25 protein-coding genes are annotated in these 16,926 nt (G+C 38.0%); 1 reads left to right on the forward strand and 24 read right to left on the reverse strand.

Going from position 1 to position 16,926, the window contains the following annotated elements:
• Positions 1 to 129: 129 nt before the first annotated feature.
• The 16 genes from ACZ449_RS00200 to ACZ449_RS00275 all read right to left on the reverse strand — a co-directional run bounded on the left by ACZ449_RS00200 (position 130) and on the right by ACZ449_RS00275 (position 10,151).
• Positions 130 to 690 carry a 3D domain-containing protein gene (locus ACZ449_RS00200; RefSeq protein WP_464256777.1) on the reverse strand — a complete coding sequence of 187 codons (561 nt, stop codon included), beginning with the start codon at positions 688 to 690 and terminating at the stop codon, positions 130 to 132.
• A gap of 34 nt (positions 691 to 724) precedes the next feature.
• Positions 725 to 1,660 carry an ORF6N domain-containing protein gene (locus ACZ449_RS00205; RefSeq protein ID WP_464256778.1) on the reverse strand — a complete coding sequence of 312 codons (936 nt, stop codon included), beginning with the start codon at positions 1,658 to 1,660 and terminating at the stop codon, positions 725 to 727.
• A 44-nt stretch (positions 1,661 to 1,704) separates the two neighbouring features.
• Entirely contained in the window at positions 1,705 to 2,457 is a 753-nt protein-coding gene (locus tag ACZ449_RS00210) for a hypothetical protein (RefSeq protein WP_464256779.1), read from the reverse strand.
• 59 nt (positions 2,458 to 2,516) lie between these two features.
• Positions 2,517 to 3,002 (reverse strand): CYTH domain-containing protein, encoded by a 486-nt coding sequence (locus tag ACZ449_RS00215; RefSeq protein ID WP_464256780.1) that lies wholly within the window; start codon positions 3,000 to 3,002, stop codon positions 2,517 to 2,519.
• 204 nt (positions 3,003 to 3,206) lie between these two features.
• The gene (locus ACZ449_RS00220) at positions 3,207 to 5,288 is read right to left on the reverse strand and encodes a hypothetical protein (protein WP_464256781.1); all 2,082 of its coding nucleotides are present in this window, start codon (positions 5,286 to 5,288) and stop codon (positions 3,207 to 3,209) included.
• A gap of 32 nt (positions 5,289 to 5,320) precedes the next feature.
• Positions 5,321 to 5,539 (reverse strand): helix-turn-helix domain-containing protein, encoded by a 219-nt coding sequence (locus ACZ449_RS00225; RefSeq protein WP_464256782.1) that lies wholly within the window; start codon positions 5,537 to 5,539, stop codon positions 5,321 to 5,323.
• Between the two features lie 154 nt (positions 5,540 to 5,693).
• Entirely contained in the window at positions 5,694 to 6,065 is a 372-nt protein-coding gene (locus ACZ449_RS00230) for a hypothetical protein (protein WP_464256783.1), read from the reverse strand.
• Between the two features lie 144 nt (positions 6,066 to 6,209).
• Complete coding sequence (locus ACZ449_RS00235; protein ID WP_464256784.1) at positions 6,210 to 7,124, reverse strand: DUF488 family protein, N3 subclade; 915 nt, start codon at positions 7,122 to 7,124, stop codon at positions 6,210 to 6,212.
• 9 nt (positions 7,125 to 7,133) lie between these two features.
• Positions 7,134 to 7,739 (reverse strand): guanylate kinase, encoded by a 606-nt coding sequence (locus tag ACZ449_RS00240; protein ID WP_464256785.1) that lies wholly within the window; start codon positions 7,737 to 7,739, stop codon positions 7,134 to 7,136.
• Between the two features lie 214 nt (positions 7,740 to 7,953).
• Positions 7,954 to 8,256: a hypothetical protein gene (locus ACZ449_RS00245; RefSeq protein ID WP_464256786.1), complete on the reverse strand. Its 303-nt coding sequence runs from the start codon at positions 8,254 to 8,256 to the stop codon at positions 7,954 to 7,956.
• On the reverse strand, positions 8,243 to 8,482 hold the full coding sequence (locus ACZ449_RS00250; RefSeq protein WP_464256787.1) for a hypothetical protein: 240 nt from the start codon (positions 8,480 to 8,482) through the stop codon (positions 8,243 to 8,245). Before ACZ449_RS00250 ends, ACZ449_RS00245 begins: the two co-directional genes overlap by 14 nt.
• A gap of 25 nt (positions 8,483 to 8,507) precedes the next feature.
• A complete protein-coding gene (locus ACZ449_RS00255; protein ID WP_464256788.1) occupies positions 8,508 to 8,741 on the reverse strand; it encodes a hypothetical protein in 234 nt (77 codons plus the stop codon).
• Positions 8,731 to 9,060, reverse strand: a complete 330-nt coding sequence (locus ACZ449_RS00260; protein WP_464256789.1) for a hypothetical protein — start codon at positions 9,058 to 9,060, stop codon at positions 8,731 to 8,733. The genes ACZ449_RS00255 and ACZ449_RS00260 overlap by 11 nt, the downstream gene beginning before the upstream one ends.
• A gap of 14 nt (positions 9,061 to 9,074) precedes the next feature.
• Entirely contained in the window at positions 9,075 to 9,551 is a 477-nt protein-coding gene (locus ACZ449_RS00265) for a hypothetical protein (RefSeq protein ID WP_464256790.1), read from the reverse strand.
• Positions 9,552 to 9,564: 13 nt separating this feature from the next.
• Positions 9,565 to 9,975 (reverse strand): ProQ/FinO family protein, encoded by a 411-nt coding sequence (locus tag ACZ449_RS00270; RefSeq protein WP_464256791.1) that lies wholly within the window; start codon positions 9,973 to 9,975, stop codon positions 9,565 to 9,567.
• Positions 9,972 to 10,151: a hypothetical protein gene (locus ACZ449_RS00275; RefSeq protein WP_464256792.1), complete on the reverse strand. Its 180-nt coding sequence runs from the start codon at positions 10,149 to 10,151 to the stop codon at positions 9,972 to 9,974. Before ACZ449_RS00275 ends, ACZ449_RS00270 begins: the two co-directional genes overlap by 4 nt.
• A gap of 192 nt (positions 10,152 to 10,343) precedes the next feature.
• Between ACZ449_RS00275 and ACZ449_RS00280 the strand changes: the two genes are divergently transcribed.
• Positions 10,344 to 11,147 (forward strand): antA/AntB antirepressor family protein, encoded by an 804-nt coding sequence (locus ACZ449_RS00280; RefSeq protein WP_464256793.1) that lies wholly within the window; start codon positions 10,344 to 10,346, stop codon positions 11,145 to 11,147.
• Between the two features lie 39 nt (positions 11,148 to 11,186).
• On the opposite strand, the gene ACZ449_RS00285 is transcribed toward ACZ449_RS00280, so the two are convergent.
• From ACZ449_RS00285 to ACZ449_RS00320, 8 genes are all read right to left on the reverse strand, one after another.
• Positions 11,187 to 11,723, reverse strand: coding sequence for a transposase (locus ACZ449_RS00285; protein WP_464256794.1), 537 nt, complete (start codon positions 11,721 to 11,723; stop codon positions 11,187 to 11,189).
• A 265-nt stretch (positions 11,724 to 11,988) separates the two neighbouring features.
• Positions 11,989 to 12,369 (reverse strand): DUF3307 domain-containing protein, encoded by a 381-nt coding sequence (locus ACZ449_RS00290; protein ID WP_464256795.1) that lies wholly within the window; start codon positions 12,367 to 12,369, stop codon positions 11,989 to 11,991.
• Positions 12,369 to 12,623, reverse strand: coding sequence for a hypothetical protein (locus tag ACZ449_RS00295; RefSeq protein WP_464256796.1), 255 nt, complete (start codon positions 12,621 to 12,623; stop codon positions 12,369 to 12,371). The genes ACZ449_RS00290 and ACZ449_RS00295 overlap by 1 nt, the downstream gene beginning before the upstream one ends.
• Entirely contained in the window at positions 12,589 to 12,918 is a 330-nt protein-coding gene (locus tag ACZ449_RS00300) for a hypothetical protein (protein ID WP_464256797.1), read from the reverse strand. Before ACZ449_RS00300 ends, ACZ449_RS00295 begins: the two co-directional genes overlap by 35 nt.
• Positions 12,918 to 13,232, reverse strand: coding sequence for a hypothetical protein (locus ACZ449_RS00305; protein WP_464256798.1), 315 nt, complete (start codon positions 13,230 to 13,232; stop codon positions 12,918 to 12,920). Before ACZ449_RS00305 ends, ACZ449_RS00300 begins: the two co-directional genes overlap by 1 nt.
• A 352-nt stretch (positions 13,233 to 13,584) precedes the next feature.
• Positions 13,585 to 15,798, reverse strand: a complete 2,214-nt coding sequence (locus tag ACZ449_RS00310; RefSeq protein ID WP_464256799.1) for an RNA ligase — start codon at positions 15,796 to 15,798, stop codon at positions 13,585 to 13,587.
• Positions 15,799 to 15,813: 15 nt separating this feature from the next.
• Entirely contained in the window at positions 15,814 to 16,305 is a 492-nt protein-coding gene (locus ACZ449_RS00315; RefSeq protein WP_464256800.1) for a hypothetical protein, read from the reverse strand.
• 2 nt (positions 16,306 to 16,307) lie between these two features.
• A complete protein-coding gene (locus ACZ449_RS00320) occupies positions 16,308 to 16,925 on the reverse strand; it encodes a radical SAM protein (RefSeq protein ID WP_464256801.1) in 618 nt (205 codons plus the stop codon).
• Position 16,926 lies beyond the last annotated feature (1 nt).

Below are 16,926 nucleotides of genomic sequence, written 5' to 3' on the forward strand. Positions count from 1 at the left end.
TTTACAATATGTATATTAGCAATATATGTATGTTTTTTACACATTGAAAAGTACATGTTAATAAAAAAATACTTGTTAACCAGATGCAAAGTTATTATAGCATGAGGTTAACAAGTATGCAAGATCTTTTTATGATTCGCCTAAGATAATTATTTCAGCTTGGCGTTTACCGAAAGCCCATGTGATATCACTTGTTTCGTTACTTTCAAAATCGCCCATAAAGAAATCAATCTTATCGCCGCGAATGGCGCCACCAGTGTCTCTGGCTGTATAGACGCCATTGTACATATGGAATTTTTCATCCAAGAACTTAATTAGTACTTTTGAGCCTAGCGGAATACGATTTGGATCTACAGCAATTGATTTAGCCGAATACCATGTATGTCCCGCCAAGGAGTATCCGCTTGCTGTTTTGCCGTATCCTGGGGCTCCAATCGATTTGCCACACGATTGGATACTGAGATCATATGCAGTTACTGTATAAATCTCGCCTTTTGGAGGTGGTTTTACTTCTGGAAGTGTAAATTGTAAAGCAGTCGATGGTACTTCTATCTTATTATCTAAGATTTTCTCTGTAGTGGGTTGCTGAGCTGGCGGGTAATACGCTACAGCAGATCCGGCAATCGCAAGGATCACCAGAATGGAAACAATAAATGCTCCCTTGTGCTTAACGGATGAGTGTAGTTTCACTCGTCGTCACAACCCTTCTGATTAAATTCGTTTGTTAAATAGCGAGATAATAGCTCCTCCTTCCAATTTTGTGTCCCATTTGCTTAACATCGCCAGGAGAATGTTCTCCTGTACTACGCTTATAAAGGTTAGTAAAACGGGTTTTGTTTTCATTTTTATACCACCAGTCAACGATGGCATCTTCGCCTACGGGAGTGAAATACACTTCCCAGATGACGGTATCGCCTTCTCTTTTGGCGATAACTGCTACATAATCATCTTTATGCTTTGCACGACGAGATATGTTAATACCTGCTTTAGTGGCTATTGCCGACACAAGCGAGGAATGGGGCAGTCCATTGGTCGAATAGAGCTTGAGCTTTTTAGCGATCTTATTTGCTGTTAACCATGACGGATCAACTTCGACATCGTGCATTTCATCGATTTCATCGAGCCGTTCAGTAGCAGCTTCAATTTGGAGCTTTTGATCTTCGATAACTTTTTGGTTTTCTTCAAGAACATCGATAATGCGGCGCATGAGGCTAAACATATTACCTGCAGCCTTTGAAGAGAAGTAATTATTGACGAGTGTTCTTTGCACGGACCATGCTAAATCGTCATTAAAGCATTTAGCGAGCATCAGATATCCGCTTTGAGTAAACAGATAAAAGACGAAATTTTTACTCGTACTTAACTCTAGCAAATTGCTATAGTTACCGAGTTGTAAGGCTTCGCGGCCTTCTTGCCCTCTAAAAACAAAGTAGTCTTCGCCTTCAATAAAGTGCTTTTTCTGGCGACTAAAATTTGACCTAGAAACGCCTTCTTCTTTTTCGTGTAACTTATCGATGATATCAAAAGTAATAACACGCTGTTTTTTATATTCGCGAATAACGATTTCATCTTTACCGACATAAATTGTTGGTAAAATGCATTTATCTGGGTCAAACAGTTTATCTTGATCGTGTTTTACTAATTGAACTACATTACTCATTTTATCTTCTCCTTTGTGAGCGACGATTAAAGTCGAGACAACTATTACTTCGAGGAAGCACCTTTTGACGCAGCAGCGCCCTTCTCAGGCTCTCTAGCTACAGTTTTAGGAGCGGATCTGCTCTGCAAATCGCCAAGTGATACAGTTACGCCGATAAATGGATCTTTGTTTTGTACGAATAACAAATCTGCTCGTACTACTTTATTTAATCCATACGATATTCCGGCGGCTTGTTCCCCTTTTAGATTGCGTAAATAAGATAAACTCCATTGGGCCGGATCGGGCCCGGTAATATTAATATCTGTCTTGGTAGTTTCGGCCACTACGAGCTTACCATTTTCAAACTTCGAATCCTCTGTAACTTCAATTGGAACCTCGTGCAGTCGGCCATTAACTTTAACATATACTTTCTTATCTTTTGTCTCGAACTGGACATCAGTCGGCTCTTTTATCCCTGTTTGTGAATCGATTTCTTTTGCGATATAAGAGATTTCTTTAGTGACAGTATTTTGTCCTTGAACATAAACTACCTGCGGATCCGAAACACTGGATTTCTTACCATCCAGGCTTAAGTTGATTGCTGGCGTAAATGGTTTCGTTGGCTCATTCACCTTGTTAAAAATCTTCCATAGAACAAAACCAAAAACAGTGAAGATTGTTGTAATAAGCAGAGCAACAAGCACAACTGAGATAGTTTTCTTATTTTGAGTAAGAAATGATACAGCATTTTGCTTGCGCGCTTCCACTAAAGTGTTTGCCTTTTCCAATTCTTCTTTAGCATTTTCAATAGGATTCATGATATTCACTCCTCGGATTTTAATTCTCCCAAATTCCCCTCCGAGGTTAATGAGCTACTTTAATTTATGACATAAAACGGCAACTTCGCTAAATTTCTGTTTCGATATTCCAGTTCGTTTGTTACTTCTCTGCCAAACCAGTCAGGCGGAACAAATGATTTAGCAACTTCTTCATCGTGAAATTCAACCTCTACTATTTCTAGGCCCAACAAGTTAGAACTGGTATAAATATCAACATCAGCAAAACAGCTTACAGAAGCATCGAGCGGAACCTGATGACGTTGTTTCGTTATAATATAGCTGATGCATTGCTTTTTTAAAGAATAATATTCTTCTTCAGTTATTGTAATAGAATACTCATTGCGCACTAAACTAGCAACATCGGTTTTGATATCAATCTGATACATATTGTCGGTTTTCCGAGCACGTATTTCTGGTTTGTCAGAAATATAAAACTGCTCGATACTTAGCCCAGGATACACTTCGGTGTTTATAGGCAGTGATTTTATTAAAAACTTTCGTTCAATCTCTTTGGTATGAAACATTACCAGTCTCTCCTTTGTAAAACATCACATTTTTTGCAATTGCATAATTGGTTTACTGGCCAATCCATTGTATCGAGCAGTACCTGGCTAAAACATGTATCAAACAAACCAAGCTTAACCATCTTTTTTGCCATCCATTGATATAAGTTAGAGCTACGCCTAACAGCTTTGCACCGTTGTTTGTGTAACCATTTTCTTAACATGCTATAAGCTCACCTCCCTTACGATAATCTTATTGACACCGTAAGACAACAAACCTTTCTTAATAGCAAAGTCGGTTTCATATTGTTTGGAGTAAGCTACTCTTTTCAGATTTAGTTCTTTCAAGAGCTGCGGCAAACATATGCCGCTCAGATCTTGCTTGCGGCGAGAGGTGTAGCCCTTTATTTTGGCTAATATTTCTTTTTCTGTGGTCCAGCCTTTAGCTATAAGCTTGGTTGCGACCTTCATGTACTTTATATAAAACTCTTCGATTTTTTTCGACCGAGCCTTATTTTCATCTTGAACATATTGCTCGTTAGCTGAAGTAGATCCATTAGCTCTCAGTTCCGCTTCACGGCAATAGTATCTGCGGCGCATACCATTTTGCTCTATCTCACGAAGCTTTGCTTCTGCGCTGTTTAACAGCTGTATAGAGAACTCTGGTATGGAAAAACAATTGATACGATAGCATTGTTCTTTTTCAGTTCTACGATTTTGCAAATCCTTTTTAAATTTAACCGGTAGCTCTTCTTCTTTGATAATTTCAATTAAGCCCAACCTGGTTAACAACTTGATCTTAGTATGAATAGCGGATTTTGACATGTAACCATATCCAAAGTCTTTAGCTTTTTTTGCTATTAAAGATAGCGACATATAAAACAATGGATTTTCATTGCCCGTAATTTTACGGTCATAAATATACAATCTTGCCATTTGTAGCATCAGATTAAGAATGCCGAGTGCATTAGCGCGGACCAAACGTTTTTTGAACCATTCATGTGTTATCTTAAATTGATCGCCCCATATATAATCTTGGTATTCGGTAATAGCCGCTTTCTTCTGAATTTGCCATTCGGTTTCAAAACGAATGTTTAGCAAGCTATTGATAAAGGCCTTCGCCTGCATATGACTCCAACCGGTTATGTGTTCTAAAATACCGAAGATATCTAAGTAAGAATCGCATCCGTAACAATGATAAATATAATCACCGTTTTTATCGATCTCAATACGAGCTGAAGGTTTATTGTCGATATGAGCAGGCAAAATACATTCAAAATTTGTATGAAGTGGTAGCCCTAGCAAAATATGCAGTGGAAATTTACGAGTAACAGCATAGTAGTCCTCTGGAAGCCGCACCGTTACTGGCTTCGTAGGGGTTGGACTTTTCGCAGAACAGGTATCTGGGGTTAACAAAAGATAGGATATACACTTCGTGTATATAATAGATACTTGTTCTGCGTTTAGTCTAGAGTCCTCCGAGCCAGTAATTACGCGGGGTTTAAGGGTATTGATTTCTCTTACTAATATTGGAAATATTTCTTCTAAGTTATTCGACTTGATCAGATTTATCATTCTTGAAGCTGTGCATGGTATAGTTTTATTCTTAACAGCAGATTTTTTAGAATTAGATTTCAAGTGCCTGGCTGTATTTGCTATACCGTTGAATCTTTCGATTAACCGATCTGTGTCGACGATAGCACTGTAATTCTTGTAGACTATTTTTTTGCCTGGATAGAATAATCTACATGGATCACAACATTTAATATCTACAACACATTCGTTGTTAACCAAAAACATGTTAAATAAGGAATTCATTACTTCTCGATGATGTTCAAGAGTATCGATCATCTGGTTCAAGACAAAAACTAATCTAAACTTATGATGATCTTCTTTATGGCTGCCCGTTGTATATAAAAAAGCGGGAGGTATTTTAGCCGTTTTACAATGAGCTAGCACTTTATCAATCGAAAAGTATTTGTCGCCTGTTAACTTAACAGCTTTATTATTTATGGTTTCTTCATTGTCAAAATCGATAGCGAATACTTGTTGGCCTTTCCAATGCCTTATACTAGCTCCAATGTTTTTCTTTGTTTCTTGTATAAGATCGGTTTCTTCTTTGCCGTATTCAGCATGCCCAAGAATAATCGTGTGACCATTAACAACAGCTTGTGCTATTTGTGATACAGTCAGTTTCTGCGGATGCTTCAGTATACCATTTTTTATGGCACCGACAAATTTCTGTGCTTGCTCTTTTGATTCATGCTTGTATGGGTATAGCATTACATCATATTTTTTCGTTGACATTACTTTCCCCCTCCAGCAGTAAGTCAGTTCAGTTATTCTTGTACAAGCAAGAAGTCTTCCATATTGCGTTCATACATCTTGGAAAGTTTGTAAAGAACACTGACGCTAACTTTTCTCTGGCCATTTTCGATTAACCAATACCCTGTAGGGGTTTTGTATCCTAATTCAGCAGCTACGTCACTTATTGATAATCCTAGCAGATTTCTCATATCACATAAAAAATCCAAGTCTACTTCAACTACTATTTTCACGGTTTTCAATCCTTTCACAAATTTACTAGCTAATAACCTTACCGCTGCTAAACATATTACGCATAGTAAAGTCTTTTACAACTAGCAAAGATGTGAAATTTTAATTAGCAATTAACTTAGCATGTGTGATAGATATAAATCAGGAATTAAGAAATTACCTATTCACCTCAAAAACAGTCCCACAAGAGCATTGATGAATTTCAGTAAATGTAGGCTTGTCATCAGATTCAAAATTGAAATCTTTCATTTTTACAAAAGTCCCTGGATCCTGCACGATTATATTGTGGGAGCAATCCATGCATGGATCTTCTATCGCAATATCGGTTTCTCCAGCTTCTTCCGCTCTGATTATAGCACATCTAAAACTTAATAGCTCCTTGGATTTAGCGCATACCGTAAATAGGCTTTGAGTCTTATCGGTATACAGATTACAGGTTTCTGATATTGTTGCTTTGAGCGGCATTCTTCCGCAGGTAGGACAAACGTTGGTTACGATCATTTCTTTTTCTTTTGTAGCGTTTTCCATTTAAAAACAGCCCCTTATCTTATGTATGTATGTTCAAACGGCAAATACCGTGTTAAACCAAAAGATATGAGCCAATCGGCATGTTTTAAATTGGGTAGCGCATCCTTGCTGCAAAGAATCCTAATAAGACGTGGGCGCTTCTGGTTACTTAATGTTTTTTGAAGCTACTGAACGCTCACCCATATAGTGAGCGCCAAGCTGTTTAAGGATATCAGCTAAGATATGCCTGTGGCAGAATGTGTTGGATGGACAGAAACATACAAGAGTAGCTTCTTTGAGTGCCAATAATTCTTCCCAAGCTTTTTTATTAGTGCCTATTGACTTCTTCATCAAGGCTCTATATTCAACAGTGTATTGCTCTTCTGTCATAGAACCGTTTTTATACGCGTTAACCATATTCCACGTTGGAGCAAATGCATAATTAACAGCGCCTTTGACTGTGATATCGAAGCGGTCTTCGCCGCTATAGCGATATTGAGCAGTCCAGAATTTTAATTTTAAATCGGTCGAAGAACTAGACGTCAATACGCCTCGAATCGCTTGAATTCCGGCCGGAGTAATTTCTCTCGTACCGATTCCAGCTAACGAATCACTAATTATAGGTATAGATGATAGTTTTGCAAAAATTTGTTGATCATAATCATAAATGTACCATTCATTTGTCTGACCGTCGTCAAATACATATACCGGTTTTCCCATGTCGACACCCAACTGGCATGCCCAACCGGTGCCGCCACATACTAATTTCATGTTTTTGTCTAACTTACTAACAGCGACAATACATGAGCTATCTTTGACTTGATAATAATTACGTTGAAGTAAACGCTTAACAAAAACACTCCTGGGCGGGAACGCACGGTGCAATGACTTATTTGCCTTTTGTAGGTATGCATCAGCTAAAAAGAGTTGAAACAAATTATGAACAAGCACAGTTCCTTTGCAGTTAACTCTGTGGTTCATAAAGCTATGATGGATTACTTTATATCCCAACTCTATACCAATATTGCCAAAGTAAGAATCAGCGCCTTGCGCCCCGCCCGAGTGAATTGTTATTGACATATTTACCCCCTAAGATGCTTTGGTTAATTCTTTGGGCTCGATACCCATAATGAATAATACATCTTCCACTATCTTATCAATAGTGGCTCCATCAGAATTGTCGACTGTATAATCGGCATGAATCCAGTTGTTCCATACATCACGTTCATCATCATACTGGAGTCGTTTCATAATAGAATCTAACGAATCGCCGCGTTCTTTCATACGTTCTACAACCTCATCGCGACTGGCGTTAACAAAAATAAGAGTAGTACATTCAGGGAATGCTTGCTTGATTTGGATAGCTCCTTGAATCTCTGTAACAATAACACTAGCTTTATATTTACCGAGATTATGCAGGAATTCTGTTTCGGTAACACCATATAAATTTCCTGAATGCTCAGCGCACTCCAGCATATCTTGACGATTAAACATTTCACGGGTCATGAAATAATACTGAATACCATTAGTTTCGTTATTACGCGGAGCTCTTGTTGTGCAGCTAACATGTTCATGAACGCCATATTTACGAAGTGCTTGAGCAATAGTAGTTTTACCGCTTCCCGAAGGGCCCATAAGGATATAAACTTGATGAGGATGCCTGGGCATTTCGATGAGTTTGTTGGTTATTGTCAACAACTGACCTCCTTATTTCTTTTGCTAATATTCTAGCGAATTCACTTGATAGTTGAGAGTTAACAACTGTTTGCTTATTGCCTATTTTACTATTAACAACAGGCTGGCAATTCGTTACCCCATGTTTTGTTCGCTCCTCTAGTGAAAAGTAATGAATTAAGAAAAATAAATGAATGGGCTCTTTATGGAAAAATGGTACGTGGAGAAGTGTGATTTAAAGCTCATTTTGATCTATCCATTCATGCGCTTCTCCATCTTCACCCCATTCGAAATACATAATGTCCCTTCCTGAATTACCGGCTTCAAGCCCACAGCCATAGCAATTCATTAGGTAAGTTACTTGTACATTAGAACCTACGCCAACATCAATACATTCGCTGTCGTCGTTCATAAGTTCACCACAACGAGGACAAGGATCACCAGCTCTGTAATGCTTATGGATAGGTCGCCATTTTTCTTCAGCAATTATTTTTGACCAGTTATATCGTGGGATACCATGTAGCTTAATCAGATCCATTTTTGATGACCTTTCCATAAAAGCCTAAAATTTCAATTCCGTTGTCGTGTAATTCAACTTCCCAGTTTTCTAAACTTAATTCTTGACCGTCAGAGAAAAATGCCATGTCCCAATTCCCAGTCTTTAAATTCTTGGTAGCTGCGCCCCATGGCATCTTAAATACTTCATAGCCAGGGAATAGCTTTACTACAGCGGGAGGAAGCTTTTTCGTTTGTTTTTCCGACACAATACATATCCTTTCTGCGATGTCCTTATGCCGTGATACCCTTTAATTCATTACGATAATTTTTAGCATATTCAACCGCTTCTTGTTGAGTCGGTAGCTCTATGCACCTGGTAGGCGTGGATGGATCTGAAATACACATCAACTTGCCGTCTACCTCAATCTGGGGGCACCAGGCTTGATATAAAGTACGAGTCTTATCGATCCAGCATTCACGAAAGGCAGCCCTTGTACGATGTCCTATTTGATGTTTAAAAACCATTTTCAAGAACCTCCAAATCTAAGCAAGCATATTCGTCACAGTCTAATTCGCGACACTCAATAATGTCACAAACACCCTGAAGGCGATCGCCGACAGCCATAGCTTTAAGCAACTCTTGTTTGGCTTTGATCTTGGCCATCACTTCATCATGTGGTTGTAGATTTAAACCACCATAAGCAGCAGGCATTAACAAGTCTATTGCCGCTTGAAATGTATCTTCGAGATGTAAACCACAAACAACTTCTTCGCCTTTCCTTTGAGTTAAATTAACATACACTCGGCGTTTACCTTCATATTCAGGTAGGTTGTCTTCATACATAAAAATACCTCCGTTTAATCGTTTTCTCCTCGCATATCACGATAAAGCTTGTCGTATCGCAAACGAATAGCTCTAGCCCGACGAGAATAATGTTGATTATGATCTTCCAAATCTTGTATTAATGCGTAGGATTCAGCTAATATGCTTTGCATAGCCATAATAGTATGGTCTTCTTTTTCAAACATTTTATTAACGATGCCGCTTATATCATTACTGCATTGACTATAGCCATCTTGGTATTCGTAGCTCGTATTATTGTTTTGACGACGACGATAAGATCTAGGTGATGTATTTAAAAATTGGCTTATATGTTCACGGTATAAAATCAACACGCTGATTAATCTCTTATTAAGAATTTGACAGTTTTTTAATATTAGGCAGCCATCGTTGCAATTTCCACGAGTTTTTGCGCCAGGTATAATTGTTTGTACAAGAGCCTGGCTACTCCTTGGTTTCTTTTTTAATGTTTCTAAGAATTTATTTGCAGCCAACGAAGATCACTCCTTATGCGGCTGCCACTTCATTTTCTAAGACAGCCTTAATAGCTTTGTTTAGTCTAGCCTTATCTCTTAGGCGTATGATTTCTTTTGATAACACCTGAGCGTAGGCAGCATCTTTCTCTCGAACGTTTCCGGTAACAACGCCAGAAAGTCCGTAACGAGGAGCTCCAGGAAAGCTTAGAGCTTCAGCATAGCGAATACCTTGACACCAAGCACGAAGAGCTTGGCTAATCATATTCTTTGGAATACCAATAGTAGCACCCCAAGCTGTTAAGTCCTCATGAATACCAACTTTAAGAGCTACCTTTGGGTTAGGTTTTTTAGGAAAGGCAACCGGAAAAGTTTCTTGTATATAATCAATAAGATCAGACACCCGACGACTTGCTGAATATTCTTCTAAGTTGCAAATTTTCATGCGTAAATTCCTCCTTGAATAACTGCTTTTGGTATAGCCGGAATAACCTTGGTAGTCCTGATGAGGCTATTGATAGAAATACTAATACTGCTTTTATTGCCGCCTCCGCTTCCACACCGTGGACAAATAGAGTCCAAAGCGTGCATTGTGCCGCAGCGCCAACATTTTACAAACATATAGGAAAACCTCCTTGTAAATCTGTTTGATATCTATTATACTTAACATGTAGGTTAACATCAAGTAAAAGATGCTAACTAAATTATTTTTACAAACTGTAAAAGCTGAAAACAGTATGTAATATTATAGCGTAGGGCTTGCCGGATAGTTACCGGCCCTCCTCCATTAAAAAATATTTGGAGGTTTATATTATGGAACAACTAATCATTATCAACGAAGAGGACAGAACAACTACAGCCCGGGAGCTTTATGAATTCTTAGAATTAAATCCAAGTCATTATTCAAAATGGGTTAAAAGAAATATCGTCGATAATCAATTTGCCGTTGAAAACACTGACTTTATATTACTCGCACTACAGGGCGAGTATTCTGGTAGGGGACAAAAAGCCACTGACTACAAACTGTCAATTGATTTTGCAAAAAAGCTTTGTATGGTTTCCAAATCAGCTCGCGGTGAACAAGCTCGCAATTATTTCATCGAAGTAGAAAAACAATATCAACAGTTAACAACTGTTCCTGAAATTCCACCCATGGTATCCGAATACCTGGCATTATCCGAAGAAGATAGAGCTATTGCTTTCTTTACTAAAACAAAAGAAGTTAGACAACTCACAGAGCATAATACTGAACTAACTACAGCTAATGAAGAAATGAAACCTAAAGCTGAGTTTTATGATGTGGTTGCAAATTCAGAAAATTGGTTAAGCATGCAGGATGTGGCCAACATTATTAATCTTAAGCGTTATGGCCGCAATAACCTATTTAAGTTCTTAGTTAAAAATGAAATCCTGGTTGATTCCAGAACACCGTATCGTCGTTTTGTTGAAGCTTGTTATTTCAAAGTAATTGAATCTCCTTATGAGTATTATATGAAGGGAAACAAGGAAAAGAAATCTGGCATTAACACCAAAGTAGTAGTCAGCCAAAGAGGTCTTGATTATATCGTTAAGTTGTTACGAAAAAAAGAAGGACTCCTATTAAAACATGTAGCATAACAAATGAGCAGGCGAAAAGATCGCCTGCTCTTATTTTTTTTAACTAATTGCTTTTATTACTGCTGGTTTCAATGTAAAACGTGGATTTTGCGATATTAGGTCTTCCAATGTAATCTTCTGGCGTAACTGTTTTTCCGAAGCAGCTTCATAATAGCCGACAACAATCGAATCTTGATTAACCTTGATAATGCTAGCCGGATATTCGCCATTGCCCGTTCTAGGACCACGAACTTGGTTTTTCTTGAATATAGCGATACCGCCTTGCTTGAATACGGTATTATCAATCTTGTAGTATGTTATTATACCGAGAGCAGAAGCAAAATCTGATTTGACAGGTTTGGCTTTCGGCATTGAACTTAGCGGAGTAGAATCGAATCTAAGAACTGTTTGTTCTTTTTTGTGAGCTTCTTTTAAGATGTCGTTGAATAAACCGAGGGTTTTTAGCTGCCATTTAAAGCTAGAGACGGTATTTGCAGGTAATCCAAAATCTTTTGAAACTTGAGTATAATCACTTTGGCTTTTTAATGCTACAAGCAGTACTTCTTTTTTAAACTCAAGGCTATATTTCTTTTTCATAATAAAATTCCTCATTTCGTTTATTTTCTTTTATTTTTACATACAAAAAGCCGCCTACTAGGCGGCTAGTCCTTGCAATACAAATTCATTTTAGCTACTCGTCGTGGATACGTACTACCTGCGAATGTTACGTAAGCAGTATTTTCAAGTACTTCATTGATTACACATAGATGCATTGTAAATTGATATCTGTATATAACCTCTGCTCCTGGATATAAATCATATGCTTGACGACGACAAATAAGAAATTGAGTTAGATCTTGGCTTAATGTTTCAACCATTCGATTAATCCAAACAATATTAGTATGTGCCAAATTTGATCGATACAGATAAGCATCCATAATGGTATTTCATCTGGCGGCATCCGTTTTATATAGATGCACCACCAAACGTGAAAATGGTAAGAATCGAGAAGCACATGACTAACAAATAAAGGAGAAAATACTACCGCAAATACTGAAAGTGTCGGCATTGCCCCTATAGCAAAAAACAATGTAATCGTTACTCCTAAGGCGTATACCAATGAATGCACTAACAAAGCGAAAGGATTATTTTTTTTGTTCATAGCCATCCAGTTAGTTTGTAACAACCAATCGAATACAAAATGCCCCATAACAAGCCATATAAAGAGCCAAGCTTTTTCCATCAAAACACCTCTTGAATTCGTGTAGTGTCCATACTCATGATCGCGTCCTCTTCTGGATCATAATACACAACACATAATTTAGCGCCCGTTTGCGGCTCTAACGTAGTTGCTTCTGGTACACCGTAATAATTATAATTCTTGATGCATTCTGATTTAATCATAAGCTCGCCATTACGATGTATGCCATCTTCGTTGATCTCGTATAGAGTGTTTTTGGTTTTAAATTTTGCGGTTTTCATTAGCATCGCGTTCATCTCCGTATTCTATTTTAATCTCAGAACCCTTTTCACCGGTTATGACGATCTGCACTTGGGCCGACGACACAGCTCGACGCGGAGCTGATCTAGCATCCTTGAATATTCCAATCAATTGTGCGATTGATGGAGCTGTGTAATGAACGTTACATTGCCCCAAGTCTAACACGCCATAGCCTTCTTTTAGCTTAATGATCATGCTCTTACCACCATTGCCCATCAAGAGTATGTCGCCTTCAGCTAAGGGTTGAATGGATGGATCGATACGCTCGTCTTTCACATGAATATATGACACTATTCTTCCTCCTCTTGAATGTTTAAAGCTCTGAACACACTAGAAAGTCTTACATACTGGGTGGAGCAGAGTTTGTTTATGTCGGCATCGATATTGGCACGCTCAGTCTTTAACAGCTTAATAGGGGTGGTATCCCCAGGTGTTTCTATGTCTGCCTTGCAGCCACGTTGAGTGCATAAAGATCGTAAAGCATCATCTGTGTCTTTGTATTCCATTTTCTTAAGGCTTATCTCGTCAGCAATTAAGTGACCGGATTTAGTACCGGCCGACATAATTCTGTTGTAGATGTCTTGGTTTTGAGCTTTGTCAAACATATTAATTACCACCTTTTACAACGTAGTGATCTTTAATCTTATACCGGTTAAAGTCTTCTTCCGAGACAGACGTTAAGTATGTTTTAACATTGTTTGTTATAACGAATGAATATGATTTTGGATGATATATCGATATTGGAGTTTTACCGACCATTTGTACAGAAGTGAATTCATCGTCAACAATTTTCTTAACGATAATCCCTTCAGACATACGATTATTGTAGTTATCGACTGTCGAATATATAGAAAATCCAAGTATCACTACAAGAAGAACCGCTAAGAAGACTATAATCCATTTTGCAATCTCAATGCTATCAAATTTTATAATACTAAACACTCCGTTGCTTTAAATTTATGCAGCTGGTCCTAAATCTTCTTTATCTCGTTGAGCATAGAAATTGTTCCGCAATTGAATAATGCTTTGTTCTAACGCTTCTCTTGGCAGCTGCCTTAGATAGCCATAGAATTCGTTCTGTTCTCTATCGGTTAATGCTGAAGTACGTCTAATATTTCCACAACGACGAACTTCATCTTTTACGCTGCGCATGAACTTCCATCTGTTATAATAATTAAGCTTAAGCTTAAACATGAAGCCAGACGCGTCTTCGACAACAAATCCTTCGATATGCTCGTCCATCCATTTGTAGTCTTTTTCTTGGAACTGTTCATTTGCCACATAAAACTCGTTCCAGCTAGTGAATATAAAGACCTGCTCTTTTGCTTTTAGACCAAATTGCAAAGCAATCATAGTTAATTCAAAATGATCAACCTTCTGGTATTCCATCGTGCGATACACGGCGTCTAACAGGACGATGTCTGGCTCTGAATATTCAATGATATGTGGATCGTTGACTGGATCGATTACTTCGAAGATAAGTGATAGATTTCTATCTCTTAAGAACTCCTTGAGATCTTTCTGATTTCTGACCTTAGCATCGAAGATCTCTTTGAAATACTGAGTATGACTGCTTTCCAATGACGCTTTAGAAGTTATCATCAAACTATCCGTCTCTTCATCATATCCCACGATACCTAAAAAGCCATTGTATTTTACGTAGAGCGAGATCGGGAATACAAGGGAATTCTGTAGATGTTTTACTTTGGTTTGTTCTACTTCATTCATATTGAAGAACTTATTATAGCTGCGGGCAACAATCTTATTAATATTCGTATTAATAAATAGGCCGCGAGCTTTTGTCGTTAATGAATCCCAGATCCGGTTACCGAATGCTGTACGAGTAAAATTAAACGAAGAGATGTTACCAAATTCTTTTTCTTGCACATACTTACTGTCTCTTAATAGCGAAACCATAGATTGAACAGAGATATTAACATCATCTGGATTTTCTTTTACAGCGAACTTAACATCATCAAAGATAGTATTCTTGATTTCATGAATTAAGAAGCCGTCTTTATCTAGCGTCAAGATACGTAGCTCTTTGCCGTATTCAGGGGTCCCGCATAAATTATAGCATCGTTCATTGATTTGAGTAGGAGAACTTGAATCGTTTCTATGGCCATGGACTTGATATGCATTTGAATCAGTATTTGCCAGGAAGGATTGATTAACTTTCTCCATATCTTTGTACATGCCGACGCCCCTGATCAGTTGTTGAGTCGATACGAAAGCAAAATTGTATGGGATTGTACTTAAACCACCATGAGTGACTAAAATTCTTTTTTCACCATATTGGTAAAAAGCGAATTGACCAAGTTTACGATAGAACTGTCTCAGTTCTTTCTTGTCGATTCCTGCATCGATTAATTGTGGCTTAGTATGGCATTCGAATTCAACACTCACTCCAGGAACCTCATGACTGAACCGATACAAATGATCTTCATGATTACCTGTTAATAAGATGACATTTGGTTTTGTGTAAATTGACAGTAAGAATTTAATAACCTTGCCATTTTCAATACCTCGGTCGATATAGTCACCCAAGAAGATATAGAGCTCATCATCTTTCATCCCGCCAGCTGATTCTAGGTAAGTTGCTAATGCTGTATAGCATCCATGAATATCACCGATGTGATGAATTTTATTATACTGAGAGAAATCACGTAAGGAATACAGTGAATTGATGGTTTCATAGAATTGTTCGGGCTTAATAACAGTAAAGCCACTAGGAATTTTCTGTGTTTCAAATCTGGAGTACATGTTGTCAATAACATACTCAGGCACACGCTTAAATGTGTCCCGTCCTACATTTCGTGATTTAACAATATCGATGGGAACATCGGTAAAGTCGACCATGATAATCCGATAACGATATTTATCACAGAGCTTTTTATACTGATTCATCTCAGTAGTTTTGCTATTTGTAGCATCAATCACAGTGAACTCTCCGCGTTCCATACGGCTTTCGAGCATGTCAAACAGTAGCTGCCATACTTTTTTATCATTCATCTGAGTGATTGCAAGACTTCCGTTAACATCAAGAATAGGAGATTGAATTAATAGCCTAATTTGGTCGGCGCTTAATGCGTACTGTTCTAGGCTATTACTTTTAATAAATGTGCTTTTGCCCACTCCTGGGGCCCCTCTCATTAATACTAAAACTCTCATGCAATATAGTCTCCTTTAATACAAAATGTGATATCGGATTGCTAATAATAGCAAGGTTAACAAGTAAACACCATACAGTACCATTATTTCCGGATGCGCATAAATCCATTTCTTTTTTCGTTTTGATATCATATCCGGAACTAAAACCCAAAACGATATCAATGCGAGTATATCAAAATAAAGTTGACCGGTGGATGCGCACGTAACTAACATAGCGCCGCCCAATAGATAAAGCCACATATAAATATACTTCGGACAATTCTTGTAGATATGCTTCCATCTCGCAAAGCGAGGAATATGATGAGTAAGTTCTTTTTTTGGAATATAACGTGGATGATCATGGTTTTCTATTTCGACACAGACTGTTCCAACTAACGATCCAGTCCACCCCGTTTCATCGTGTTCATAATAAAACGATGAAACCTTTCCTATTGCACCGGTGGGCTCATGATAAACAGTTTCGCCGCTTTTAAAATGGCTGTCAATGTATAAATCAACAAGATCCATAATTAAGCCGCTCTTGAGCATTCATATTTATAGCCTTCGATGCTCGGTTCAAATACTGTCCCCAGTGATTTCTTTTTGCAGCCACATTCATAAATTTTTCCTGATGGAGCTACAAATATATCTTCGCAAACACAGTGAAAATCACTAGATATTTGATATGTTTTAGCTCGGCCAATAGCCGATACATTATAACCAACGTTCCGAACCTCACGTAAGTCGTTTTCATCCTTATTGCGTCCATAAGGATTTAATCCATTAGAAAATGCAGCTATTACTTCTTTGTCGATTCGGTCGTGATACATATCTTGACTTAACCCGCAATATATAATTCCGTTATGTGCCATCCTAGCAAGTCTAAGAGCTGTTTCAGTTATACTACCGTTAGTTATTAAACCAACCTTACCCTCAATTGAGTAGGTCATGGCCATACCAAGCATTGCCCAAAATTTCGGATGTAATGTAGGTTCGCCGCCTCCAATAAATATATCGTGATTATACTGACTAGCGAGTTCGCAAGCAGTTTCGAATACCTTCATAGTCATATCAGTGCCTTTAGCAGTGCAATTATAACAGCAATGGCAGCAATTCATGTTACATCTTGACGTAATCTGAATATACATT

This window comes from Desulfosporomusa polytropa (assembly GCF_055380075.1).